This window comes from Bacillus sp. C1, assembly GCF_054570475.1.
Map to the genome: position 1 here is coordinate 751,203 of NZ_JBTMZT010000001.1, position 25,708 is coordinate 776,910.

A 25,708-nucleotide genomic window follows, 5' to 3' on the forward strand; every position below is an offset into this window, starting at 1 on the left:
AAAACCGGCTACCTTAACATAAAGGGAGCCGGTTTTTTCTTTAAGACGTTTTCATGATGGTTACTTATTATGAGGAAATAGGACTACTTAATAGAAATCCTGGACTTGTCCAAATTATCAATATTATTTCTTAACAGAATTCAAAGTAAAATATTAGTGTTTCTCCTCTATGGCTTCATACCCCTTTATAAATAATAAAGTCATATAAGAAACGATAAATGAGAAAATGCTATACATGCCAACCCAAAAGAAAAAGGATGGGGGAAACAATATAACTCCTAATATGAGAAAAATAGCAAACGTTACAATTGGCATCACGTAATATGTTTTTGTTCTACGTGTCCCAATTACTGAAACGATAAAAATAAGTGCTGGACAAATAAACAAGACGAACATCAATTCATTCATGGTTACGTCTCCTTTTCTTAAAAAGTAATCTGTTTGTCATAAACGTTTTGAAAATATTGTTCTTCTAATATAATTTCGACAAGTGGTTAGCAACCCCTTTTTAAAATTAGTGTATTTCAACAATTAACAAAGAATATAGAGGGGATGCAGAAGTGTTAATTCCACTCCCATTTTGCTCACATCCTTTAGGCATTCGTGTAGTTTAGTGTATGAAGAGATTGGGAGTTTTTACGTCCGGGAAGAAAGAAAATAGATTAATTTCATGTACTGTAATGACAAGGTGAATAAAAAATATTAATAGATAATGACGGGTCTAAAACATGTTATAAAAAAACGCAATGATTACTCACAATCATTGCGTTTTTTTCTTACTAATTTTAAGCTTTTAACTTCATCACGGTATCTGCATCAGGCGTAACATACAACGTTTGTTGATTATCGTATGTAACAAAACCTAGCTTAGCACCGCTCGGTTTTTTAACATGACGAATTTTTGTGAAATCGACAGGAACAGAACTAGAATCTTTTGCCTTACTGTAATAAGCAGCAAGGTTGGCAGCTTCTAATAGCGTGTCATCTGTAGGTTCTAATGAGCGAATGAGAACATGAGAACCTGGAATATCTTTCGTATGTAACCAAATTTCATCACGTCGTGCAAATTTCGTTGTTAAATAGTCATTTTGTTTATTGTTTTTACCGACGAAAATTTCAGTTCCGTCGCTGGCGATATATTTATCTAATACGGGTTTGGATGGTTTTTTCTTTGCGTTTTTTGATTTGCGGTTACGCATGTAACCTTCTTCAGCTAATTCTTCGCGGATTTCTTCAATATCTTTTGAAGAAGCAGCCTCCATTTGTTGCATTAAGCTATCAAAGTAAATGATTTCTTCATTTGTTTTTTCGATTTGTTCTTCTACAATTGCAACAGAATTTTTTGCTTTTTGATACTTTTGGAAATAACGTTGTGCATTTTCGGATGGTGTTTTTAATGGATCTAATGTGATCTTTACTGTTCCGCCATTCTCATCGTAGTAGTTAACGACTTCTATTTCTTTATCTCCTTTTTTTAGTGCGTACATGTTAGCTGTAAGCAGCTCACCGAATAATTGATATTTATCTGCTTTTCCAGCGTCCTGTAATGTTTTTTGTAACTTAATTAACTTCTTTTCATTTTTTGTTTTTTCGTTGTGCATAAATCGTTCTAGATCATGAGCTTGTTGTTTGACACGGTCGCGCTCCGCTTTCCCGAAGAAGAAACGGTCTAATAATTCACTAACAGATGAAAATGTTTTCTCTTCGCCATTTAAATGGCCGAGTGGGAATAAATAAAAGAATTCTTTTCCGCTTGCTGTTATCATTGTCGGCTCATATTGATGTACTTGCAATGGTTTTTGTAATGTGAAAAATGCTGCTGATAATGCAGTTTCATTTACCATACCAGCTTTTTTTACAACTTCTTTTGCAAAGAGTGGAGAAAGCCCCATAAAGGATCCGACGAGTTGTTTATCCATATTTCCAGCTAAAAAGTCTAGTGGTCGAATAAACTCATCTTGTGTTTCAATCTGCAAAGGATTGATTTTATGCTGAGCTGGTGGTGCAACGTATTCAGCTCCAGCGTATACAGTACGATGGCGGTTTACCGCTAAAGAAACGTGTTTTAAACTATCTAAAATAACGTTTGTTTTCGCATCTACTAGGATGATGTTACTATGGCGCCCCATTATTTCAATTACTACTGTTTTTAAAGATTCATCGCCAATTTCATTTCGACTTCGAACTGTAATCTGGATGATACGTTCTAAATCAATTTGTTCGATTTTTTCAATAAAACCACCTTCTAAATGTTTGCGAAGAAGCATACAAAACATTGGCGGTAGTGCTGGTGAATCATAGTTTTGATTTGTAAGATGCATACGTGCATATGTAGGGTGTGCGGAAAGAATTAATTTTTGATTTTTTCCGTTTGCTCTAATATGTAATAAAATTTCATATTTTGAAGGTTGATATATTTTTGAAATTCTTCCTGTTTGAAGAGAATTTGCAATTTCATGTGTAATCGCTCTTGTAAATAATCCATCGAATGCCATCAATGAACACTCCTTTCTAACTACATGTTAATTATAGCATTTTTTTGGACGAGGCTGAATAAGCTTTCATTAGAGCATGTCTGCAATCAGGAGGTCGATAGCGAGATGAATTGGTATGAAATGCGTGCACATGAAGTGGAAGAAAGAACGAATACGAATGTGGAGGTAGGACTGTCAGAACAAGAAGCGGAAGGGCGTTTGAAGAAGTTAGGTCCAAATGAATTACAAGAAGCAAAACGACCTTCTGCACTGATGGTTTTTTTAGCGCAGTTTAAAGATTTTATGGTGCTTGTTTTATTTGGGGCAACAATTGTTTCAGCTTTTTTAGGTGAATACATTGATTCTATTGCTATTGTTGCCATTGTCATCATCAATGGCATTCTCGGTTTTTTTCAAGAAAGAAAAGCGGAAAAATCACTGGAAGCTTTAAAAGAGTTAGCCGCCCCGCAAGTTACTGTATTACGAAATGGAAAGTGGATGAAAGCACCATCAAAGGCGCTTGTTTTGGGGGATATTATTAAGTTTTCTAGTGGTGATCGTATTGGGGCAGATGTGCGTCTTGTGGAGTCATCAAGTTTATATATTGAAGAATCGGCTCTTACAGGAGAGTCGGTACCTGTACAAAAGAAGGTTGAAGCATTGCAAGGGCAAGGTGTTTCAATAGGTGATCAAAAAAATATGGCGTTTATGGGTACGATGATTACAAGGGGATCTGGAACAGGGGTCGTTGTAGCGACTGGTATGAATACTGCTATGGGGCAAATTGCGAATATGTTACAAAATGCAGAGCAGATGGAAACACCATTACAAAGAAGATTAGAGCAGCTCGGAAAAATATTAATTATTGTCGCTCTTATTTTAACGGCGCTTGTTGTATTAGCTGGCGTATATCAAGGGAATGAAGTATATCATATGTTTTTAGCGGGAGTTTCCCTTGCTGTTGCTGCTATTCCAGAAGGGTTGCCGGCAATCGTTACGGTCGCGTTATCACTTGGTGTACAGCGTATGATTAAAAAGAGAGCGATTGTTCGAAAATTACCAGCAGTAGAAACTTTAGGCTGTGCTTCTGTTATTTGTTCGGACAAAACAGGAACGATGACACAAAATAAAATGATGGTAACACACATGTGGTCAGGTGGCGAAATATGGCATGTAACAGGGCAAGGATATGAACCTACTGGGTCGTTTATGAAAGGTGAACAGAAGATTGATCCGGCATCTACAAGGTCGTTATACCAATTGTTAACATTTGGTTGTCTATGCAATAACGCGAGCGTTGTAAAAAAGAAAAAAACGTATGTTTTAGATGGAGATCCGACAGAAGGTGCGCTCGTTGCAGCGGCAATGAAAGCCGGAATATCACGTGAGGCTTTAAAAGAAAAATTTGAAATTATTCATGAGTTCCCTTTTGATTCTACACGTAAAATGATGAGTGTTATCGTAAGGGACCGTGAGGGTAAAAAATTTGTAGTTACAAAAGGGGCACCTGATGTTCTTTTGCAAATGAGTCAAACGATTTTGTGGGGAAATAAACAGCAACCTTTAAGCGAATTGTATCGTAAAGAGGTACAGGCGGCGATTCATAGTCTTGGAAGTCAAGCACTTAGAACAATTGCAGTGGCGTTTAAGCCGTTAAAAGCAACAGATTCAATTGAAAATGAAAGAGACGTCGAAAAAGATTTCATGCTTGTCGGGGTACAAGGAATGATAGACCCGCCAAGACCAGAAGTAAAACAGGCTGTAAAAGAGTGTAAAGAGGCTGGCATTAAAACGGTAATGATTACAGGAGATCATAAAGTAACAGCGATGGCAATTGCGGAGCAGTTAGGGATTTTACCGTCTGGTGGCCGCGTTATAGAAGGTGTGGAATTAGCAAATATGTCTGTAGACGAACTAGAGGATATTGTGGAAGATACTTATGTATTCGCCCGTGTATCTCCTGAACATAAATTAAAAATTGTAAAAGCTTTTCAAAATAAAGATCATGTTGTTGCAATGACAGGAGATGGCGTGAATGATGCTCCTGCAATAAAAACAGCGGATATTGGGATCGCGATGGGAATTACAGGAACAGATGTTGCAAAGGAAGCTTCATCTCTCGTATTGTTAGATGACAATTTTGCAACGATTAAATCGGCAATTAAAGAAGGAAGAAATATATATGAAAATATTAGGAAGTTCATTCGTTATTTATTAGCATCAAATGTTGGAGAAATTTTAGTTATGCTATTTGCGATGGTACTGGCATTGCCACTTCCGATGGTTCCAATTCAAATTTTATGGGTCAATTTAGTAACAGATGGTTTACCTGCAATGGCACTAGGATTAGATGCAGCTGAAGGAGATGTCATGCGAAGAAATCCACGACATCCGAAAGAAGGGGTGTTTGCAAGAGGGCTAGCTTGGAAAATTGTGAGTCGCGGCTTTCTAATTGGTATTGTAACGTTACTTGCATTTATTATTGCGTTTAATCAGCATCCAAATGAATTGAAATATGCTCAAACAGTAGCTTTTGCTACATTAGTTCTAGCACAGCTTATTCATGTATTTGATTGCCGAAGTGAACATTCTATCTTCCATCGTAATCCGCTTGGCAATATGTATTTAGTTGGAGCAGTTATTATTTCAGTATTACTCATGTTAGTTGTTATTTATTATCCGCCATTGCAACCGATTTTTAGTACAATGCCTATTCAAGCGAGGGATTGGTTATTAATCGGTGGTTTATCATCTATTCCAACATTTTTATTAGTGGGCTCTTTATTGACAGGAAAAAAAGAGAAAAAGAAACCTATATTGTATAAGAGAGGGATAAACTTGAAATAGTCAATGATATGAAAATGTGATATAATTACAAAAGGTAGTAGAGTTGTATCTCTATTACCTTTTTCATTGAGTTATTTCATGGTGTGGATGTGATAAAAATGATTTCTAGTATGACAGGTTTTGGAAGAGCAAAGGTAGAAAACGAAGCTTTCCAAATTACAGTAGAAATGAAGTCAGTGAATCATCGCTTTTTAGAGATGAATATTCGACTTCCGAAACAAATGGTGGTTTTTGAGGACAAAATTCGTAAATTAATTGCAGAGCAAGTTCGTCGTGGACGTATTGAAGTGTCTATTATCATTACAGGCGAAGGGCTTGTGGAAAGAAAGCTGAGTGTGAATTGGTCGCTTCTTCAGCAGTACAAATCCATTATGGAAGATGTGAAAACGAAATTCCAATTACAAGATGCCATTACACTTCAACAACTCATGGGAATGCCAGAAGTAACGGCAATTGAGGAAATGGAAAATGAAAACGAACAATTTGAACAAAATTTATATGATGCTGTTCGCCAAGCTGCTAGTATGTTGAAAATAATGAGGGATGGCGAAGGAGAACGCTTACATAAAGATGTAGTGTATCGTTTACAAGAGATTCATAATTGTGTAAATGCGATCATTCCGCATGCACCAACTGTGATTCAAAGATATCGTGAACGATTAGAAAATCGGTTAAAGGAATTACATAATCAGGATTTAGATGAACAACGATTGTTGACAGAAGTAGCGATGTTTGCAGAGCGCTCGGATATTCATGAAGAATTGGTTCGTTTGCAAAGTCACCTGGATCAATTTCAAGAAGCACTTGAGACGAAAGAGCCTGTTGGAAGGAAAATGGACTTTATCGTACAGGAGATGCATCGTGAAATTAATACAATTGGTTCTAAGGCAAATGACTTAACAATTTCAAAATATGTTGTAGAAATGAAAAATAACCTTGAAAAAATTCGTGAACAGGTACAAAATATTGAGTAGCTGTCAAAAAATATATAAAGTTATACGTGGTGGGGAAATCGGATAGACTTACTAGGAGGCGCAAACTATGGCCATGCGGTTTTTAAATATTGGATATGGAAATATCGTATCTGCTCATCGAATTATTGCAATTGTAAGTCCGGAGTCAGCTCCTATTAAACGAACGGTGCAGGAAGCGCGTGAACATAACGTGTTACTAGATGCTACGTATGGGAGAAAAACAAGGGCGGTTATTGTTATGGATGATGGACATATTGTATTAAGTCCCATTCAACCAGAGACGATTGCACATCGTTTAAATAATAAAGAAGATTTAAGTGAGGAAGGGTAGGTTTTACATATTTATGAGAAGTAGAAGAGGGTTGCTCATCGTTCTTTCAGGACCTTCTGGCGTTGGAAAAGGGACAGTTCGAAAAGAATTGTTCAGCCATGAAGATACAAAATTCCAATACTCCATTTCAGTAACGACGCGTAAGCCGCGCGAAGGTGAAGTGGATGGTGTGGATTATTTCTTTAAAGAGAGAGAAGAGTTTGAAGAAATGATTCGTAACGAAAAGCTACTTGAGTGGGCAGAATTCGTGGGGAATTACTACGGAACACCAGTCGATTATGTTGAACAAACATTGCAAGAAGGAAAAGATGTGTTCTTAGAAATTGAAGTACAAGGAGCAATTCAAGTAAAGAAAGCTTTTCCAGAAGGTGTATTTATTTTCTTAGCTCCTCCAAGCTTATCAGAGCTTAAGAATCGCATCGTGGGTCGAGGTACAGAGACTGAAGATGTTATTGAAAATCGTTTAACTGTAGCAAAAGAAGAAATCGAGATGATGGACGCTTATGACTATGTAGTAGAAAATGATAAAGTAGAACTTGCTTGTGAACGTATTAAAGCTATTGTGGTTGGTGAACATTGCCGCCGTGAGAGAGTAGCGAAATATTATAAAGAAATGACGGAGGGTATATAATATGTTAAATCCATCAATTGATTCATTACTAAAAAAAATCGACTCTAAATATACATTAGTAACAGTAGCTGCAAAGCGTGCTCGTGAAATGCAAATGGCTAACAACTGTGTTGTGGAAAAGCCTGTTTCTCATAAATGTGTAGGTAAAGCGTTAGAAGAAATCGATGCGGAAGCATTGAAGTATGTACCAAGCGAAGGAAAAATAGCTGAGTAAAGCATTCTCTTCGACAAATGAAAACATAGACTTTATACTTTTCTATGTAACGGTAACAACCTATTTACAAGTAGGTTGTTATTTTTTTACGATGGAGCTATAAAGAACTAGGTTCTGGCCTAATGAAATACTAGCACTGACGAGCTGGAATGAATACATTTCAGCAGAATAAGTTTGAAAAAGAAAGAGGACGAGTCATATGCTAAAAGGGAAAAAGATACTTCTATGTGTAACAGGGGGCATTGCTGTTTTTAAAGCAGCTGCACTAACGAGTAAACTAACACAAGCAGGAGCACTTGTAAAAGTCATGATGAGTGAATCGGCGATGAAATTTGTTACACCTCTTACATTTCAAGCGCTGTCTCGCCACGATGTATATACGGATACGTTTGATGAAAAAGATTCTGCAGTCATCGCTCATATTGATTTAGCAGATTGGGCAGATGTTGTGCTTGTTGCTCCAGCAACTGCGAATTGTATCGGAAAATTAGCAAATGGTATCGCGGATGATATGATTACAACAACGTTATTAGCTACTACAGCACCAGTCTGGATTGCACCTGCTATGAATGTGCATATGTATGAAAATAAAATTGTTCAAAAGAACATGATGACATTAAAAGGTTTGGGATATACATTTATTGAACCTGGAGAAGGCTTTTTAGCTTGTGGATATGTTGCGAAAGGTCGATTAGAAGAACCAGAAACAATTATGAATCGATTACAAGAAGTCTTTTCAGAACATAAACCATTACAAGGAAAGAAAATTTTAGTAACCGCTGGCCCAACTCGTGAAAAAATTGATCCAGTACGTTTTATGACCAATTTTTCTTCAGGGAAAATGGGGTATGCTTTAGCGGAAGTTGCTGCTCATTTAGGAGGGGATGTAATTCTTATTTCGGGTCCAACTGCAATAGCGCCACCTGAAAATGTAACAACTGTGCCAGTAGAATCTGCGCAGGATATGTTAGAAGCTGTAATGCAACATTATGGATCGATGGATGTTGTCATTAAAACAGCTGCAGTAGCAGACTATCGCCCAAAATTTGTGTATGATCAGAAGATGAAAAAGAAAAGTGGCGATGCAGTTATTGAGTTAGAAAGAACAATTGATATTTTGAAAACACTTGGAGAGAAAAAAGAGCATCAACTCCTTATCGGTTTTGCTGCTGAAACGACAAATATAGAGGAATATGCAACGAAAAAAATGCGTGAAAAAAATGCGGATATGATTGTTGCGAATGATGTGAAAGTACAAGGAGCCGGATTTGGTACGGATACGAATATTGTAACAATGTATAGAAAAGATGGAGAAGTTATTCAATTACCTCTTTTAACAAAGAAAGAAGTTGCACGTGAAATTTTTATGCAAATTGAAGCGATGTTGGAAGAGGATCATGTATGAAATTTGCAAGTGTAATTGTAGATGTACCGGCACGGCAAACTGATCGACCGTTTGATTACATTATCCCTAAGAAATGGGAAGATATTGTACAAACAGGTATGCGTGTAGTCGTTCCATTTGGGCCGCGGAAATTACAAGGTTTTATTATTGAAATAAAAGATTCAGTTGATGTGGAAAGTAAGAAATTAAAAGCATTGCATGAAATATTAGATGTTACGCCGGTTTTAAATGAAGAGTTATTAAAACTTGGTTTTTGGCTGACAGATGAAACGTTATGTTATACGATTTCAGCTTTTCAAGTTATGCTCCCGACTGCAATAAAAGCGACCTACAAAAAGCGGTTACAGCTCCATAAAGTAGATGAAGTAGCACCGGAAATTCGTGATTTATTTCAAGGAAAAGAAGCAATAGATTGGGAAGAAATTGCTACTCATTCACATATGTATCGTATAGTTCAAAAAGAAATAACAAACGGTACGATTGAAGTTATCTATAAAGTAAAGGATAAAGTTCAAAAGAAAAAACAAAGAGTAGTTCAGCCGCAAGTATTACAGGAACAATTAGAGGCAGCTGCCTTTGAAATGAAAAGTAAGAAACAGCAAGATGTACTGTATTACTTTGTGGAAAATTACAACAGTGTGACGTTGAAAACGTTAACAGAAGAATTGCAAATAACAGATGCACCGGTAAAGTCGCTTGTGAAAAAAGGGTTGCTTTTAGAAAAGTATGTTGAAGTATATCGTAATCCGTATGATGATGAATCTTTTGAACAGACAAAGCCATTTCCGCTCACAGATGAACAAAATCAAGTGATTATGCCTATCTTGTCATCTATTACAAATGAAACATACAATCCATTTTTGCTATATGGTGTTACAGGAAGTGGTAAAACAGAAGTGTATTTGCAATCGATTGCTGAGGTGCTGGAAAAAGGAAAAGAGGCGATTGTACTTGTTCCGGAAATTGCGTTAACACCACAAATGGTAGACCGATTTAAAGGACGTTTCGGTTCGCAAGTTGCAGTTCTTCATAGTGCGCTTTCTGTTGGGGAAAAATATGATGAATGGCGGAAAATTTTACGAAAAGAAGTAAAGGTTGTTGTTGGAGCGCGTTCTGCTATTTTTGCTCCATTTGAAAATTTAGGAATTATTATTATTGATGAGGAACACGAGTCTAGTTATAAACAAGAGGATAATCCGAGGTATCATGCTAGAGATGTAGCGATTTGGCGAGGGAAATATCATAATTGCCCAATCGTACTTGGCAGTGCAACACCGACACTAGAATCATTTGCTAGAGCGAAAAAAGGTGTTTATGAATTACTCACTATGCAGAAGCGTATGAATGAACAAGCATTACCGACAGTGGAAATTGTGGATATGCGTGAGGAACTGCGTGATGGCAATCGTTCTATGTTTTCAAAATTACTTCATGAGAAAATAGCAGATCGGTTAGAAAAGAATGAACAGATGGTTCTTTTTTTAAATCGAAGAGGCCATTCAACGTTTGTTATGTGTCGTGATTGTGGTTATGTCGTGCAATGCCCTCATTGTGATATATCACTTACTTATCATAAGATGAATCATCGTTTAAAATGTCACTATTGTAGTTATGAGGAAAGTATGCCGAATGCTTGTCCTGCTTGTAATAGTTCGTATATTCGTTTCTTTGGGACAGGAACGCAAAAGGTAGAAGAAGAAATTACAAAGTTATTTCCAGAGGCACGGGTCATCCGGATGGATGTTGATACAACGAGCCGTAAAGGAATGCATGAAAAGTTATTAAGAGCTTTCGGTGAAGAGAAAGCTGATATTTTACTTGGAACACAGATGATTGCTAAAGGTCTTGATTTTCCAAAGGTTACACTTGTCGGTGTTTTAACAGCCGATACGATGCTACATTTACCAGATTTCAGGGCAAGCGAAAAAACGTATCAATTATTGACACAGGTAAGTGGGAGAGCAGGTCGACATGAATTACCAGGAGAAGTAGTCATTCAAACATATACGCCGGAACACTACAGTATAGAACTAGCAAAAAATCAGCAGTACGATGTATTTTTTGAACAAGAAATGCAAATGAGAAAAATGAGGCAATATCCACCATACTATTATGTTGTGCTTGTAACCGTTTCACATCCAGAGTTATTAAAAGCGGTACAAGTAACGGAAAAAATTGTCGGTCATTTACGAACGCATTGCTCGCGGCAAACAATAGTGTTAGGACCTGTCGCTTCAGCAATTCCAAGGATAAAAGATAGATATCGATACCAATGCATGATAAAATACAAGCGGGAACCAAACTTAAAGTACGTGCTCAAAATGGTAAATGAACATTATCAAGCAGAAATGCAAAAAGATTTGCAGATCTCAATCGACTTTAATCCAACAATGTTAATGTAGTGGAGGAAAATATGGCAGTTTTAGAAATTGTAAAGCATCCTAATGAAGTGTTAGAAACACCATGTGAACGGGTAATTAACTTTGATAAAAAGTTAGTGAATTTGTTAAAAGATATGCATGAAACAATGTTAGTTGCAGACGGTGTTGGTTTAGCAGCACCACAAGTCGGCGTAAGTTTACAAGTGGCAGTTGTTGATATTGGTGATGATACGGGGAAAATCGAATTGATTAATCCGGTTATTTTAGAAAAACGTGGTGAACAAGTAGGTCCCGAAGGCTGCTTAAGCTTTCCGGGACTTTATGGTGAAGTGGAGCGTGCAGATTATATTAAAGTACGTGCGCAAAATCGTCGTGGTAAAATCTTTTTATTAGAGGCAGATGATTTTCTAGCACGCGCCATTCAACATGAGATCGATCATTTGCACGGTGTTTTATTTACATCAAAAGTGACGAGATATTATGAGGAAAATGAATTAGAAGAGATGTAAAAGGAGCGGTTTTTGAATGATAAAAGTAGTGTTTATGGGAACACCGGACTTTTCTGTACCGGTGCTTCGTCGTCTTATTGAAGATGGATATGATGTGATTGGTGTTGTAACGCAGCCAGATCGTCCGGTAGGTAGAAAAAAAGTTATGACGCCACAACCTGTTAAGGTTGAAGCGGAAAAGCATGGTATCCCGGTGTTACAACCGTTAAAAATTCGTGAAAAAGACGAATATGAAAAAGTATTGGCATTAGAGCCAGATTTAATTGTAACAGCTGCGTTCGGGCAAATTATACCAAATGAAATTTTAGAAGCACCGAAGTATGGATGCATTAACGTTCATGCTTCATTACTTCCAGAACTTCGCGGTGGTGCACCGATTCATTACTCTATCATGCAGGGAAAAGAAAAAACAGGTATTACAATTATGTATATGGTGGAAAAATTAGATGCTGGTGATATTTTAACGCAAGTAGAAGTAGAAATTGAAGAGCGCGAAACAACGGGTTCATTATTTGATAAATTAAGTGAAGCAGGAGCGCACTTATTATCAAAAACAGTGCCGCTTTTAATACAAGGAAGATTAGAGCCAATAAAACAAAATGAGGATGAAGCAACGTTTGCTTACAATATTAAACGTGAGCAAGAAAAGATTGATTGGACGAAAACAGGCGAAGCAGTATACAATCACATTCGTGGTTTAAATCCGTGGCCAGTTGCTTATACAACTTTAGCTGGGCAAGTTGTGAAAGTATGGTGGGGCGAAAAAGTTTCTGTAGTAGTGCAAGCTGAAGCAGGTTCTATTGTAGCAATTGAAGAAGATGGTTTCGTTGTGGCAACAGGAAATGAAACAGCGATTAAAATTACTGATTTGCAACCATCTGGTAAAAAGCGTATGAGCTGTTCACAATTTTTACGTGGAACGAAACTTGAAATTGGTACGAAGTTAGGAGAAGACGCATGAGACAAAATGTTCGTGAGTTAGCTCTTGATGGCTTAATACAAGTTGAAAAAAGCGGAGCTTATAGCAACTTACTTTTAAATAATTTAATCGAGAAGAGTCAAATTGATAGAAAAGATGTTGGATTGTTAACAGAAATCGTGTATGGAACGATTCAACGTCGTGACACGCTTGATTATTATTTGCAACCATTTTTAAGAAAAAAGGTAGAGGCATGGGTGAAAGTCTTACTCCGCCTATCTTTATATCAAATGTTGTACTTAGATCGTGTTCCAGAAAGAGCGGCAATCCATGAAGCAGTTGAAATTGCAAAACGTCGCGGACATAAAGGAATTGCGGGGATGGTAAATGGAGTGTTACGTTCCATTCAGCGTGAAGGTGTTCCGTCTGTAGAGGAGATAAAAGATCCTGTAAAACGCCTGGCTGTTGCAACAAGTCATCCAGAGTGGCTTGTACAAGAGTGGACGGCAGCATACGATTTAGAAACGGCGAAAAAAATGTGTGAAGTAAACCTACTTCCACCTGTTTCAGCAGCGCGTGTAAATGTTAATAAAGGAATGGTAGAAGAAGCGATTTCCTTGCTAGAAAATGAGGGAATAGAGGCAAAGCATGGTGATTTATCAGAGGATGCTATCCAAATTGAAAAAGGAAACATAGCGCATACAAAAGCGTTTAAAAACGGTTTCCTTTCCATTCAAGATGAAAGCTCTATGCTTGTTGCGCGTGCTTTGGAACCGAAAGAAGAAGATACGGTTCTTGATAGCTGCGCAGCACCTGGTGGGAAAACAACGCACATTGCAGAGCGTTTAAAGGGAACTGGACAGGTAATGTCACTTGATTTGCATCCGCATAAAGTTCGTTTAATCGAGCAACAAGCGAAGCGTCTCGGTTTAGAAAATGTTGTGACAAAGGCCCTTGATGCCAGAAAAGTACAAGAGCATTTTGCAAGCGAAAGTTTTGATAAAATATTAGTAGATGCACCATGCTCTGGATTTGGTGTAATTAGACGTAAACCTGATATTAAATTAGGGAAAGAAAAGGGCGATAGTGAAAGACTGTCGACCATTCAGCTATCGATACTAGAAAAAGTAGCACCTTTATTAAAAGTAGGTGGTCGTCTCGTTTATAGTACGTGTACAATTGAAAAAATAGAAAATGAACAAGTAATAGAGCAATTTTTACAAAGACACCCTGAATTTGAATGGGATACTACTATGAAAGAGCGTATGCCAGAAAAGTTACGTCCTTATATAAATGAAGGACAAGTACAAATTTTACCGCATTATTTTGCAACGGATGGCTTTTATATTGCTTGTTTAAGAAAGAAGGTGTAGCATCATGGAAACGACTGTAAAAAAACAAAAGAAAACTGTAGAACCAAAAAATCCCTCTATTTACTCTTTACAACTTCATGAAATGCAAGATTGGTTAAAGGAACAAGGGGAACCAAAATTCCGTGCAGGTCAAATTTTTGATTGGCTATATAAAAAACGTGTAAAAAATTATGAGGATATGACAAACCTTTCCAAAGGATTGCGTGATAAATTGTCGAATTCCTTTGATATTACTACTTTAAAGACGTTAGTGAAACAAACATCTTCTGATGGAACCATTAAATTTCTATTCCAATTATATGATGGATATTCTATTGAAACAGTATTAATGCGACATGAGTATGGGAATTCCATTTGTGTCACAACACAAGTTGGTTGTCGCATTGGTTGTACGTTTTGTGCATCTACACTAGGTGGGTTAAAGAGAAACCTAGAGGCTGGAGAAATTGTAGCACAAGTGGTAGAAGTGCAGCGTGCGCTGGATGAGACGGATGAACGCGTGAGTTCTCTTGTTGTAATGGGAATTGGAGAACCGTTTGATAATTACGATAATTTAATGGCATTCTTACGCATTACCAACCATGAAAAAGGCCTCCATATTGGTGCACGTCATATGACGGTTTCAACAAGTGGAATTATCCCGAAAATTTATAAGTTTGCTGAAGAAGATATGCAAATTAACTTTGCGATTTCATTGCACGCTCCAAATACAGAATTACGTTCAAAGTTAATGCCGATTAACCGTGCATATAAGCTACCTGACTTAATGGAAGCTATTAAGTACTATGTAAATAGAACTGGGCGTCGCATTACGTTTGAATATGGTTTATTTGGGGGAGAAAATGACCAAGTTGAGCATGCTGAAGAATTGGCTCAACTGTTAAAAGGTGTAAAATGTCATGTTAACTTAATTCCGGTAAACTATGTGCCAGAACGCGATTACGTAAGAACACCACGTGAACAAATTTTCTTATTTGAAAAAACGTTGAAAGACCGTGGAGTAAATGTAACGATTCGCCGTGAACAAGGTCATGATATTGATGCTGCCTGCGGTCAGTTGCGTGCAAAGGAGCGCAAAGAAGAGACGAGGTGACAAGATGAAAGCCGTGTTTCTATCGGATAAAGGGAAAGTTCGTCAACATAATGAAGATGGTGCAGGAGTTTTTCATAATTTAGATGGGGATATTTTAGCGGTGGTAGCTGATGGAATGGGAGGTCATCGAGCAGGCGATGTTGCTAGCTCGATGGCCATTCAACTATTCCATGATTATTGGAAGCAAACATATAATATGGATACACCAAAAAAAGCAGAAGAATGGTTACATACAAATGTTAAAATTATTAATGAGCGTGTATATGAATACTCTAAAAAGCATGTAGAATGTAGTGGCATGGGAACGACGATTATTGCTGCAATTTGTACAGCAGGATTTGTAACAATTGGGCATATAGGAGATAGCCGTTGTTACATTGTATCAGATGGAGATATATCGCTTGTAACAGAAGACCATTCACTTGTAAATGAATTGGTTAGGTATGGTGAGATTTCAAAAGAGGATGCAGAGTATCATCCCAAAAAGAATGTGCTTTTACGAGCGCTTGGAACAGAAGAAAAAGTAGGGTTAGATGTTAAAACATTGGTGTTGGAAGAAAATGATCAATTGCTTCTTTGCTCTGATGGATTATCAAATAAAGTTGCTATGGATGATATGCGAAAGGTTTTGCAATTAGAAGAACAGCTCGAGACAAAAGGGGAACATCTTATTCAACTTGCGAATGACCATGGTGGAGAAGATAATATTACACTTGTTATTGTTGATTATGTGGATTCGGCAAACGAAAGTAGGTGAATTACAACGTGATGATTGGAAAACGCTTAAACGACCGTTATAAGCTACTAAAAATGATTGGTGGCGGAGGAATGGCCAATGTATATTTAGCACATGATGATATATTAGGCCGGGATGTAGCGGTAAAAATTCTACGACTCGATTATGCAAATAACGATGAGTTTATTAAACGTTTTCATCGAGAAGCGCAATCTGTTACAACGTTGTCGCATCCAAATATTGTGAATATGTATGATGTTGGGGAAGAAGATGGAATTTATTATCTTGTTATGGAATATGTACCTGGACAAACATTAAAGCAATACATAAATGAGCGTGGGATGTTACCTATAGGAGAAGCTCTTGATATTATGGAGCAGTTAACATCTGCAATGGCACACGCTCATCATTTTGAAATTGTTCATCGAGATATAAAGCCACATAACATCTTAATTCGGAATGATGGAGTTGTGAAAGTGACCGACTTTGGTATTGCAACGGCTACAAGTGCAACGACGATAACGCATACGAACTCAGTGCTTGGTTCAGTTCACTATTTGTCGCCAGAACAAGCGCGCGGAGGGATAGCGAGTAAGCAATCGGATATTTATTCACTTGGGATTGTTATGTTTGAACTGTTAACAGGGCGTCAACCTTTTTCGGGAGAGTCTGCGGTTGCGATAGCTTTAAAACATTTACAAAATGAGACCCCATCTCCAAAGCGATGGAATCCAGATATTCCACAAAGCGTAGAAAATATTATTTTAAAAGCAACCGCCAAAGATCCGTTTCATCGCTATCAGTCTGCCAATGCGATGAAGAGAGATATTGAAACAGCTTTATATCCAGAACGGATTAATGAACAACCATTCTATATACCTGAAGATATGGAAGCGACGAAAGCGATTCCGATTATTCAGCAAGAACAACTATTTGGCAATGTAAGCGACGAAACCATTGTATTGAATGGGAGTAATGTAGAAGAACAGATCAAAAACGAAGAAGTGAAACCGAGTGAAAAGAAAAAGCGAAGTAATAAAATGTTGAAAGTTTTAATTACAACATTTTTACTTTTAGCAATCGGTATCACGTTAGCGCTTACTGTAATCCCGGGATTCTTTATACCAAAAGAAGTGAAAATTCCAGATGTGTCTGGGATGAAATATGAAACAGCGGTGAATACGCTTGTTGAGAAAGGGTTTGAAGTTGCTGAGCCTAATATTGTGTATACAGATGAAGTAGAAGCGGGTAAGGTAATTAAAACAAATCCAACAGCAGGGAGAATTGTAAAAGAAAATACAAAAATCACTATTTATCAATCTGGTGGGAAACAAAAGAATAAGATGGATAATTTAATTGGGCAAGACTTTGAAACCGTGAAGAAGGAATTAGAAGGGAAATATAAAATTATCGTCCCATACTATATTGAAAGTGAAAAGCCAAAAGGTGAAATTGTTGAACAAATTCCAACGGTAGATCAGATGGTTGTGGAAGCTGAGCAGGATGTGAAAGTTTGGATAAGTAAAGGTCCTTACCAAATTCGACCTGTTGATTTTTCGGGGTGGACTGAAAATAGTGTGAATAGCTATTTAACTGAAAAGAAATTGGTTCCAAATATAAAAAGAGAACATTCGGATACAGTTGGTAAAGGATTGGTCATTTCACAATCACCAAAACCAGGAACACCGCTAAAAGAAGGCGATACAGTAACGATTACTATCTCTGATGGTCCGAAGCCTAAAGTAACGAAAACAGTAAAAGTGGATAACATCCCGATTCCATACGAGCCTCCTACAGTGGGTGAGAGAAAACCGCAAACAATTGAGGTATATAAAGAAGATATGCAGCAGAAAATGGATAAACCGATTGAAACACGAACGATAACGGAGTCAACGACGATCTCTTTAGAATTTGTTATTCAAGAAGGAACGAAAGGTCATTACAAAATTGTTCGAGATGGAACGACAATTATTGATAAAGAAGTTCCATATCCAGCCGAGTAAAGGTGTGTCTCCAGTTTGTGGATTCCACCTTCTTTGTATAGAAAGTGGAATTTGTTGTCCATGCCTGTTATGCTGTTAACGTAGTGGATGGAAAAAGGGAAGAAATTATGTTTTGAAATAGAAGAATGGCCATAAAGGTGAAGTGAAAATAAAGGGTAATTTGAGTTGGTAGTCAGTTTTATCCTAGTATTCGCTAGTAGTACTCAGTCTCAAAGCTTTTAAAAAGGATAACGGTATGCAAAAGTTTGCTTGATGAGAGGCTGATAAAAATTTTACTTTATATAGAATCAAGGAGAATGATATGGCAGAAGGAAAAATTGTAAAAGCGTTAAGTGGTTTTTACTATGTGCAGCATGAAGATGGAATTACACAGTGCCGCGGTCGTGGTGTATTTAGAAAAAATAAAATTACACCACTTGTAGGAGATCAAGTAGCTTTTCAAGCAGAGAATCCAAATGAGGGGTATGTTTTAGAGGTTTTTGAGCGGAAAAATGAACTTGTGAGACCGCCTGTTGCTAATGTGGATCAGGCAATCCTTGTTTTCTCAGCAGTTGAACCAGATTTTAACCCAGGGTTATTAGATCGCTTTCTAGTATTAATTGAATATCATAACATTAAGCCAATTATTTGTATTAGTAAAATGGATTTAGTAGATGAACGTATGCGAGAAACTGTTGAATCTTATGCACAGGATTATCGCGAAATGGGATATGATGTGTTATTTACTTCGATCAATACATCAGAAAGTATTGATATCTTAAAACCATTTTTAGAAGGTTGTATCTCAGTTGTTGCGGGGCAATCGGGTGTCGGGAAATCTTCCATGTTAAATGTATTGCGCCCAGATTTGGCGCTAAAAACAAACGATATTTCCTCTCACTTAGGACGTGGAAAGCATACGACGAGACATGTGGAACTAATCGCAGTAGGAAGCGGTCTTGTTGCAGATACACCAGGGTTTAGTTCTCTTGATTTTATTGACATAGAGGTAGAAGATCTTACACATTGTTTCCCAGAGTTGAAAGAAGAGAGTCAATACTGTAAATTTAGAGGGTGTACACATCTTTCAGAGCCGAAATGTGCGGTGAAAACTGCAGTTGAAGAAGGAAAAATTACACAATATCGCTATGAACATTATAAACAATTTGTAGAAGAAATTAGAGAGAGAAAGCCGAGGTATTAATTATGATTAAAATTGCACCATCGATTTTATCAGCAGATTTTTCAAAACTAGGGGAAGAAATTAAAGATGTAGAAAAGGGCGGAGCGGACTATATTCATGTTGACGTAATGGATGGACATTTCGTTCCGAACATTACCATTGGTCCATTAATTGTAGAAGCGATTCGTCCTATCACATCTTTACCATTAGATGTGCATTTAATGATCGAAAATCCAGATAACTATATTCCTACTTTTGCAAAAGCTGGAGCAGATATTATTACTGTTCATGTAGAGGCGTGTCCACATTTACATCGTACAATTCAATTAATTAAATCATATGGTATCAAAGCTGGAGTTGTATTAAACCCTCATACACCAGTTTCTATGATTGAACATGTACTAGAAGATGTTGATATGGTATTACTTATGACAGTAAATCCAGGGTTTGGCGGACAGAAGTTTATTCATTCTGTACTATCGAAAATTAAACAAGTTGCAGCAATGGTCAAAGAGCGTAAGTTACAAGTGGAAATCGAAGTTGATGGTGGTGTAAACGCTGAAACTGCAAGACTTTGTGTGGAAGCTGGAGCGAACGTTCTTGTAGCAGGATCGGCAGTATACAATCAAAAAGACCGCGGTGAAGCAATTCGAGTAATTCGTGGATAAATAGATGTAAGAAAAATTTCATGATCTGTTAGAAAGGGATCATGTAGAAAAAAGGTAATCTACCGACTGGCAGATTGCCTTTTTCTATAGAGGGGGAAGAAAAGATGATTATTCATATTTTAGCTGGAGGACCTAGGGAGTATTGTGCTGATTTCTCTCTCTATGAAAATGAGGAAGTAGTATGGACGGCAGTCGATCGTGGTGTATATCATTTGTTGCAAAGAGGGATTAAACCATTCGTTGCATTTGGTGATTATGATTCAGTTACAGGTGAAGAATTAGCTTGGATGCAAAAACAGACAGATGAGTTACATATTGTTCCGCGAGAAAAAGATCAAACGGATTTAGAAATTGCGATTCATTGGGCACTAGAGCAAAAGCCGAAGTTGATTCGTATTTTTGGTGCTACAGGTGGAAGGCTCGATCATGGATTAGCGAATATACAAATGCTTTTAAAAGGATTAGAAGCGAATACTGAAATGTATATTGTTGATAATAAAAATGAAATATCTGTAAAAAAAGTAGGTGTACATATAATTGAAGAAAATAAACAATTTCCATACATATCCTTTGTACCTGTTACGGAAATTGTAAGTGGTATTACACTTCGTGGTTTTAAATATCCTCTTACTGATAAAACGATAGAATGGGGATCAACGCTTTGTATTAGTAATGAACTCGTTGCGGAAAAAGGTACTTTTTCATTTACTTCTGGCATATTAATGATGATAAGAAGCACGGATTGAAGCAACAACGTGGCTCCTTACATCTATAGTAAACAAGTGGAGTAATGGGGATTAGGAGGGAAACCATGAGATTTTATACAATTAAGTTACCTAAATTTCTTGGTGGAATTGTTCGCGCGGTGTTAAATACCTTTAAAAAAGACTAAAAAAGCACCATTAATGGTGCTTTTTTCATGAGGATAATAAAAAAAGAGCCTATTGGCTCTTTTTTTTATTATTAAACACGTTCGATTTTGCCAGATTTTAATGCTCTAGCAGAAACGTAAACACGTTGAACTTTACCGTCGATGCGTACGCGAACTTTTTGAAGGTTAGCGCCCCATTTACGTTTTGTAGCGTTCATTGCGTGAGAACGAGAGTTACCAGAACGAGCTTTTCTTCCAGTAATAGCACAAACACGAGCCATCTATATTTCCCTCCCTTAACTACCTTACCATACGTAATTTTTCAATGTTAGTCTTTTATGCGATGCTAAAAACACTACTATAATTTAACACAACTAAAAAGAGAATGCAACAGTGTATAAAAAAGAAATCAAGAAAAATTACTTGACACTACATGTTAATAAAGAAAAGAAGAAATCAAGAAAAATTACTTGACATAATATAGTAGTACATGTTGTATAATAACAATGGACTATTTTGCTCGTCATAAAAAAGTGTAATGATTAGCATAAATATGAGAGCGAAAAGAAAGAACGATGGAATTTTCTTTGAAAAGATTATATGATAGTAATTAAAGTAGTCTAGCTCACTTTCACCATTTATGAAGGGGGAAACGAGATGTCAATTGAAATTAAAACAAAGTACGGTCAAATTGATATTAGTACAGATGTAATTGCAACAATTGCTGGAGGTGCCGCGGTAGATTGCTACGGTATCGTTGGTATGGCTTCAAAAAACCAATTAAAAGATGGATTAACAGACATTTTACGAAAAGAAAACTTCACTAGAGGCGTTATTGTTCGTAAAGACGAAGATGAAGTACATATTGATATGTATATTATTGTGAGCTATGGTACAAAAATTTCAGAGGTAGCACATAACGTCCAAACAAAAGTGAAATATACATTAGATCAAACGGTAGGACTAGCAGTAGATTCTGTAAACATCTACGTACAAGGAGTTAAAGTAATCAACTTGTAATGTGCATTAAGGAGGAAAATCTGTGTCAATTCAAAAAATTGATGGAAAACGTTTATCACAAATGATTATTCAAGGAGCGAATAATTTAACAAACAATGTTCAACTTGTTGATGCATTGAACGTTTTTCCAGTTCCAGATGGCGATACCGGTACGAATATGAATTTATCAATGACTTCAGGAGCACGTGAAGTGAAAGCAAACCCTTCACAGCATGCTGGTAAAGTCGGTGTGAGTTTAGCGAAAGGATTGTTAATGGGAGCGCGTGGTAACTCAGGTGTTATTTTATCTCAGTTATTCCGAGGTTTCTCTAAATCCATTGAGCAAAAAGAAGAGTTAACAACAGTTGATTTTGCGGCTGCTTTAGAAGCAGGTGTAGAAACAGCGTATAAAGCGGTTATGAAACCGATTGAAGGAACGATTTTAACGGTTGCCAGAGAAACGGGTAAATATGCAGTCACAGTTGCGAAAAAACAGCGCGACTTTGTTTTGTTTATGGAAGACGTTGTAAAAGAAGCAAATGCATCGTTAAATCGTACGCCAGATTTATTACCTGTATTAAAACAAGTTGGCGTTGTAGATAGCGGTGGTAAAGGTCTTGTTGTTGTATATGAAGGCTTTTTAGCTGACTTAAAAGGAGAAATGATTTCTTCTGATGCGCCAGTGCAATCATCTATGAATGACATGGTACGTGCAGAGCATCACCGTAGTGTACAAAGTCAATTGAGTACAGAAGATATTAAATACGGATATTGTACGGAGTTCATGGTGAAATTAGAGGCTGATAAAGTAAAGGAGCATAATTTCTCTGAACAAAAATTCCGTGAAGATATTAGTGTATATGGAGATTCGTTACTTGTTGTATCGGACGATGAAATTGTAAAGGTTCATATTCATGCAGAACACCCTGGAGATGCGATGAACTATGGTCAACGTTACGGTAGTTTAATTAAAATTAAAGTAGAAAACATGCGTGAACAGCACACTGCTTTATTAGATGAGCCAACAGCACCTATGCGTGAAGAAGTGAAAGAGCAGAAAGAAAAACAGCCATACGGTATTGTAACAGTAGCCATGGGATCGGGTATTAAAAACTTATTCGAGAGCATTGGGGCAACTAAGGTTATCGAAGGTGGACAAACGATGAATCCAAGTACGGAAGACATCGTAAAAGCAATTGAAGAAGCAAATGCTGAAAAAATCATCATTCTACCGAATAATGGGAATATCGTGATGGCAGCGGAGCAAGCGGCATCAGTTGTAAATCAAGATGTTATTGTTGTTCGTTCAAAAACGGTTCCTCAAGGTATGGCTGCAATGTTGGCATTTAATCCAGCGGGAACATTAGAAGAAAATGAAGAAAACATGAAGGAAGCATTATCTCATGTGAAAACAGGACAAATTACGTACGCGGTTCGTGACACAGAAATTGATGGTGTAGAAATTCAAAAAGACGACTTCATGTGTATTGCAGATGGGAAAATTGTATCTACAAATGCTGAAAAAGTAGGTGCAGCGAAGCAATTGTTAGAAAGTATGATTGATGAAGACTCTGAAATTGTAACAATCTTACAAGGTGAAGATGCGACAGATAAAGAAGTTGCTGAATTAGTTTCATTTGTAGAAGAGCAATTTGCAGATGCTGAAGTAGAAGTACATCAAGGAAACCAACCTGTGTATTCTTTCATCTTCTCTGTAGAATAAGAAAGAATGTTTTATACCGAGGAATTGACTACTTGCTAATGAGCAAGAACTAGTAATATGTACAGCATCCCTAGTTCTTATTCAAAAGGCTAGCATATCGATGATGGAAAAGAGCCTTGCTGCTATAGTGAGGCTCTTTTCTTACGTATATCATTCGTAGATTGTATGTATGAAGAGGGTTAAAGTAGTTTCCTTTAGAGTGCCTATGATAGAATATATAAGTAGAAGAGAGCGATTGCAGGTGGAAGTATTAGCCTGTAATCTGTAAAATAAAATGAAGAAAATGATGTGACGGAGCGTGAAAATTTTGAATGAAGTTGTACAAGTTCCTGTTACGGATGTAAAGGGAATCGGAGAAGAAACATCTGAGTTATTACATGAGATGGGAATTTATACAGTTTCTCATCTATTAGAACATTTTCCGTACCGTTATGAAGATTATGCGATGAAAGACTTGGCTGAGGTGAAGCATGACGAACGTGTGACAGTTGAGGGGAAAGTGCATAGTGCCCCCTTATTGCAATATTATGGAAAGAAAAAATCGCGTCTTACCGTTCGTGTTCTTGTTGGTCGCTATTTAATTACAGCTGTATGCTTTAATAGACCTTATTATAAGCAAAAATTAACGCTGGATGAGACGGTAACGATTACCGGTAAATGGGATCAACATCGCCAAACAATTTCTGTCTCGGAGCTTCATTTTGGACCGATTGTACGCCAGCAAGAAGTGGAGCCTGTGTATTCGGTGAAGGGAAAGTTGACAGTAAAACAAATGCGTCGTTTTATTGCGCAAGCATTGAAAGAGTATGGGAATTCTATAGTGGAAGTGTTGCCGGCTGGTTTGTTAAGTCGTTATAAATTATTGCCGCGCTATGATGCTCTTCGGGCATTGCATTTTCCGGTTGGCCAAGAAGATTTAAAACAGGCGCGTCGCCGATTTGTATATGAAGAATTTTTCTTATTTCAACTTAAAATGCAAACTCTTCGTAAATTAGAAAGAGAAAGTTCAAAGGGAACGAAAAAAGAAATTCTGATGGAAGAATTACAAGAGTTTACCGATGCGCTTCCGTTTCCATTAACTGGTGCCCAAAGCCGAGTTGTGAATGAAATTATGAAAGATATGGAATCTCCATATCGAATGAATCGATTATTACAAGGGGATGTAGGGTCAGGGAAGACTGTTGTAGCTGCAATTGCTCTTTATGCAGCTAAGTTAGCTCATTATCAAGGAGCGTTAATGGTGCCTACGGAAATTTTAGCAGAGCAACACTATCAGTCGCTCGCTGAGACATTTTCTCATTTTAATATGAAGGTTGAGTTGTTAACAAGTTCGGTAAAAGGAGCGAGACGGCGTGAGATTTTGGCGAAGCTTGAACAAGGTGAAATAGACATCCTTGTTGGGACGCACGCTTTAATTCAAGATGAAGTTATTTTTCATAGGCTTGGACTTGTTATTACTGATGAACAACATCGATTTGGTGTAGCACAGCGCCGTGTGTTACGGGAGAAAGGTGAAAATCCGGATGTATTATTTATGACAGCAACTCCAATCCCGCGTACATTGGCAATTACTGCGTTTGGAGAGATGGATGTTTCTATTATTGATGAGATGCCAGCTGGTCGAAAGGTAATTGAAACGTATTGGGCGAAACACGATATGTTAGATCGCGTTCTTGGCTTTGTTGAAAAAGAAGTCAAAAATGGAAGGCAAGCTTACGTTATTTGTCCACTTATTGAAGAGTCTGAGAAACTAGATGTGCAAAATGCTATTGATTTACATAGTATGTTGATGCATCATTATCAAGGGAAATTTCAAGTGGGATTAATGCATGGACGCCTATCTTCTCAAGAAAAAGAGGCTGTCATGGAGCAATTTAGTGAAAATAAAGTACAAATTCTTGTTTCAACAACCGTAGTTGAGGTTGGTGTCAACGTGCCAAATGCAACTGTTATGGTAATTTATGATGCGGAGCGCTTCGGTTTATCTCAGCTCCATCAGTTAAGAGGCCGTGTTGGACGGGGGAGTGAGCAGTCGTATTGTTTGTTAATCGCAGATCCGAAATCGGAAACTGGGAAAGAACGCATGCGCATTATGACGGAAACAAATGATGGATTTGTATTGTCGGAAAAAGATTTAGAGTTACGTGGTCCTGGGGATTTCTTTGGGAGTAAACAAAGTGGTCTACCAGAGTTTAAGGTAGCTGATATGGTACATGATTATCGAGCGTTGGAAACGGCGAGACAAGATGCAGCGTTACTTGTTGATTCAGAAGCGTTTTGGCACAACGAACAGTATGCGCCGTTACGTGTATATCTTGAAGGAACTGGTGTGTTTCAAGGAGAAAAGCTTGATTAAAAGTGGGATGTGCAAATTTTTTGTTGCATTCTACTTTTA

Annotated in this window: 23 protein-coding genes; 20 read left to right on the forward strand and 3 right to left on the reverse strand. The window is 37.4% G+C overall.

The annotated features are described in order from the left end of the window. Window positions 1-153 precede the first annotated feature (153 nt). Both ACX5JI_RS04045 and ACX5JI_RS04050 read right to left on the reverse strand, forming a co-directional pair. Window positions 154-408: a YbeF family protein gene (locus ACX5JI_RS04045; protein ID WP_459499798.1), complete on the reverse strand. Its 255-nt coding sequence runs from the start codon at window positions 406-408 to the stop codon at window positions 154-156. Window positions 409-785: 377 nt separating this feature from the next. Beyond that, window positions 786-2,495 carry an Rqc2 family fibronectin-binding protein gene (locus ACX5JI_RS04050; protein WP_459499799.1) on the reverse strand — a complete coding sequence of 570 codons (1,710 nt, stop codon included), beginning with the start codon at window positions 2,493-2,495 and terminating at the stop codon, window positions 786-788. A gap of 105 nt (window positions 2,496-2,600) precedes the next feature. Here ACX5JI_RS04050 and ACX5JI_RS04055 point away from each other — a divergent pair, with 105 nt between their 5' ends. The 17 genes from ACX5JI_RS04055 to spoVM all read left to right on the forward strand — a co-directional run bounded on the left by ACX5JI_RS04055 (window position 2,601) and on the right by spoVM (window position 20,612). Beyond that, the gene (locus ACX5JI_RS04055) at window positions 2,601-5,321 is read left to right on the forward strand and encodes a calcium-translocating P-type ATPase, SERCA-type (RefSeq protein ID WP_459499800.1); all 2,721 of its coding nucleotides are present in this window, start codon (window positions 2,601-2,603) and stop codon (window positions 5,319-5,321) included. A 98-nt stretch (window positions 5,322-5,419) separates the two neighbouring features. Beyond that, window positions 5,420-6,295, forward strand: coding sequence for a YicC/YloC family endoribonuclease (locus tag ACX5JI_RS04060; RefSeq protein WP_459499801.1), 876 nt, complete (start codon window positions 5,420-5,422; stop codon window positions 6,293-6,295). 67 nt (window positions 6,296-6,362) lie between these two features. Further along, complete coding sequence (gene remA, locus ACX5JI_RS04065; RefSeq protein ID WP_001251459.1) at window positions 6,363-6,626, forward strand: extracellular matrix/biofilm regulator RemA; 264 nt, start codon at window positions 6,363-6,365, stop codon at window positions 6,624-6,626. Between the two features lie 13 nt (window positions 6,627-6,639). Next, a complete protein-coding gene (gene gmk, locus ACX5JI_RS04070) occupies window positions 6,640-7,257 on the forward strand; it encodes a guanylate kinase (RefSeq protein WP_459499802.1) in 618 nt (205 codons plus the stop codon). A gap of 1 nt (window position 7,258) precedes the next feature. Next, window positions 7,259-7,471, forward strand: a complete 213-nt coding sequence (gene rpoZ, locus ACX5JI_RS04075; protein ID WP_459499803.1) for a DNA-directed RNA polymerase subunit omega — start codon at window positions 7,259-7,261, stop codon at window positions 7,469-7,471. Window positions 7,472-7,670: 199 nt separating this feature from the next. Further along, a complete protein-coding gene (gene coaBC / locus ACX5JI_RS04080; protein WP_459499804.1) occupies window positions 7,671-8,876 on the forward strand; it encodes a bifunctional phosphopantothenoylcysteine decarboxylase/phosphopantothenate--cysteine ligase CoaBC in 1,206 nt (401 codons plus the stop codon). Then, on the forward strand, window positions 8,873-11,278 hold the full coding sequence (gene priA / locus ACX5JI_RS04085; protein ID WP_459499805.1) for a primosomal protein N': 2,406 nt from the start codon (window positions 8,873-8,875) through the stop codon (window positions 11,276-11,278). The genes coaBC and priA overlap by 4 nt, the downstream gene beginning before the upstream one ends. Before the next feature lie 11 nt (window positions 11,279-11,289). Then, a complete protein-coding gene (def, locus tag ACX5JI_RS04090; RefSeq protein WP_459499806.1) occupies window positions 11,290-11,766 on the forward strand; it encodes a peptide deformylase in 477 nt (158 codons plus the stop codon). Between the two features lie 16 nt (window positions 11,767-11,782). Continuing rightward, window positions 11,783-12,727: a methionyl-tRNA formyltransferase gene (gene fmt, locus ACX5JI_RS04095; protein ID WP_459499807.1), complete on the forward strand. Its 945-nt coding sequence runs from the start codon at window positions 11,783-11,785 to the stop codon at window positions 12,725-12,727. Beyond that, window positions 12,724-14,058: a 16S rRNA (cytosine(967)-C(5))-methyltransferase RsmB gene (gene rsmB, locus ACX5JI_RS04100; protein WP_459499808.1), complete on the forward strand. Its 1,335-nt coding sequence runs from the start codon at window positions 12,724-12,726 to the stop codon at window positions 14,056-14,058. Before fmt ends, rsmB begins: the two co-directional genes overlap by 4 nt. Window positions 14,059-14,062: 4 nt before the next feature. Then, window positions 14,063-15,151 (forward strand): dual-specificity RNA methyltransferase RlmN, encoded by a 1,089-nt coding sequence (gene rlmN, locus ACX5JI_RS04105; RefSeq protein WP_459499809.1) that lies wholly within the window; start codon window positions 14,063-14,065, stop codon window positions 15,149-15,151. Window positions 15,152-15,155: 4 nt separating this feature from the next. Further along, a complete protein-coding gene (locus ACX5JI_RS04110; RefSeq protein WP_459499810.1) occupies window positions 15,156-15,908 on the forward strand; it encodes a Stp1/IreP family PP2C-type Ser/Thr phosphatase in 753 nt (250 codons plus the stop codon). A gap of 8 nt (window positions 15,909-15,916) precedes the next feature. Then, window positions 15,917-17,890, forward strand: a complete 1,974-nt coding sequence (gene pknB, locus ACX5JI_RS04115; protein ID WP_459499811.1) for a Stk1 family PASTA domain-containing Ser/Thr kinase — start codon at window positions 15,917-15,919, stop codon at window positions 17,888-17,890. Window positions 17,891-18,191: 301 nt separating this feature from the next. Then, entirely contained in the window at window positions 18,192-19,073 is an 882-nt protein-coding gene (rsgA, locus tag ACX5JI_RS04120; protein ID WP_459499812.1) for a ribosome small subunit-dependent GTPase A, read from the forward strand. Window positions 19,074-19,075: 2 nt separating this feature from the next. Continuing rightward, complete coding sequence (gene rpe / locus ACX5JI_RS04125) at window positions 19,076-19,720, forward strand: ribulose-phosphate 3-epimerase (protein WP_459499813.1); 645 nt, start codon at window positions 19,076-19,078, stop codon at window positions 19,718-19,720. A 104-nt stretch (window positions 19,721-19,824) separates the two neighbouring features. Next, window positions 19,825-20,466: a thiamine diphosphokinase gene (locus ACX5JI_RS04130; protein ID WP_459499814.1), complete on the forward strand. Its 642-nt coding sequence runs from the start codon at window positions 19,825-19,827 to the stop codon at window positions 20,464-20,466. A gap of 65 nt (window positions 20,467-20,531) precedes the next feature. Further along, the gene (gene spoVM / locus ACX5JI_RS04135; RefSeq protein ID WP_001213600.1) at window positions 20,532-20,612 is read left to right on the forward strand and encodes a stage V sporulation protein SpoVM; all 81 of its coding nucleotides are present in this window, start codon (window positions 20,532-20,534) and stop codon (window positions 20,610-20,612) included. Window positions 20,613-20,683: 71 nt separating this feature from the next. Here the strand turns inward: spoVM and rpmB are convergent, their stop codons facing one another. Further along, complete coding sequence (rpmB, locus tag ACX5JI_RS04140; RefSeq protein WP_000124776.1) at window positions 20,684-20,872, reverse strand: 50S ribosomal protein L28; 189 nt, start codon at window positions 20,870-20,872, stop codon at window positions 20,684-20,686. Between the two features lie 376 nt (window positions 20,873-21,248). Here rpmB and ACX5JI_RS04145 point away from each other — a divergent pair, with 376 nt between their 5' ends. The 3 genes from ACX5JI_RS04145 (at window position 21,249) to recG (ending at window position 25,669) form a co-directional block, all read left to right on the forward strand. After that, the gene (locus tag ACX5JI_RS04145; RefSeq protein WP_000021109.1) at window positions 21,249-21,611 is read left to right on the forward strand and encodes an Asp23/Gls24 family envelope stress response protein; all 363 of its coding nucleotides are present in this window, start codon (window positions 21,249-21,251) and stop codon (window positions 21,609-21,611) included. A 22-nt stretch (window positions 21,612-21,633) separates the two neighbouring features. Beyond that, complete coding sequence (locus ACX5JI_RS04150; protein WP_459499815.1) at window positions 21,634-23,313, forward strand: DAK2 domain-containing protein; 1,680 nt, start codon at window positions 21,634-21,636, stop codon at window positions 23,311-23,313. Between the two features lie 307 nt (window positions 23,314-23,620). Next, complete coding sequence (recG, locus tag ACX5JI_RS04155) at window positions 23,621-25,669, forward strand: ATP-dependent DNA helicase RecG (RefSeq protein ID WP_459499816.1); 2,049 nt, start codon at window positions 23,621-23,623, stop codon at window positions 25,667-25,669. The last annotated feature ends 39 nt before the right edge of the window (window positions 25,670-25,708 follow it).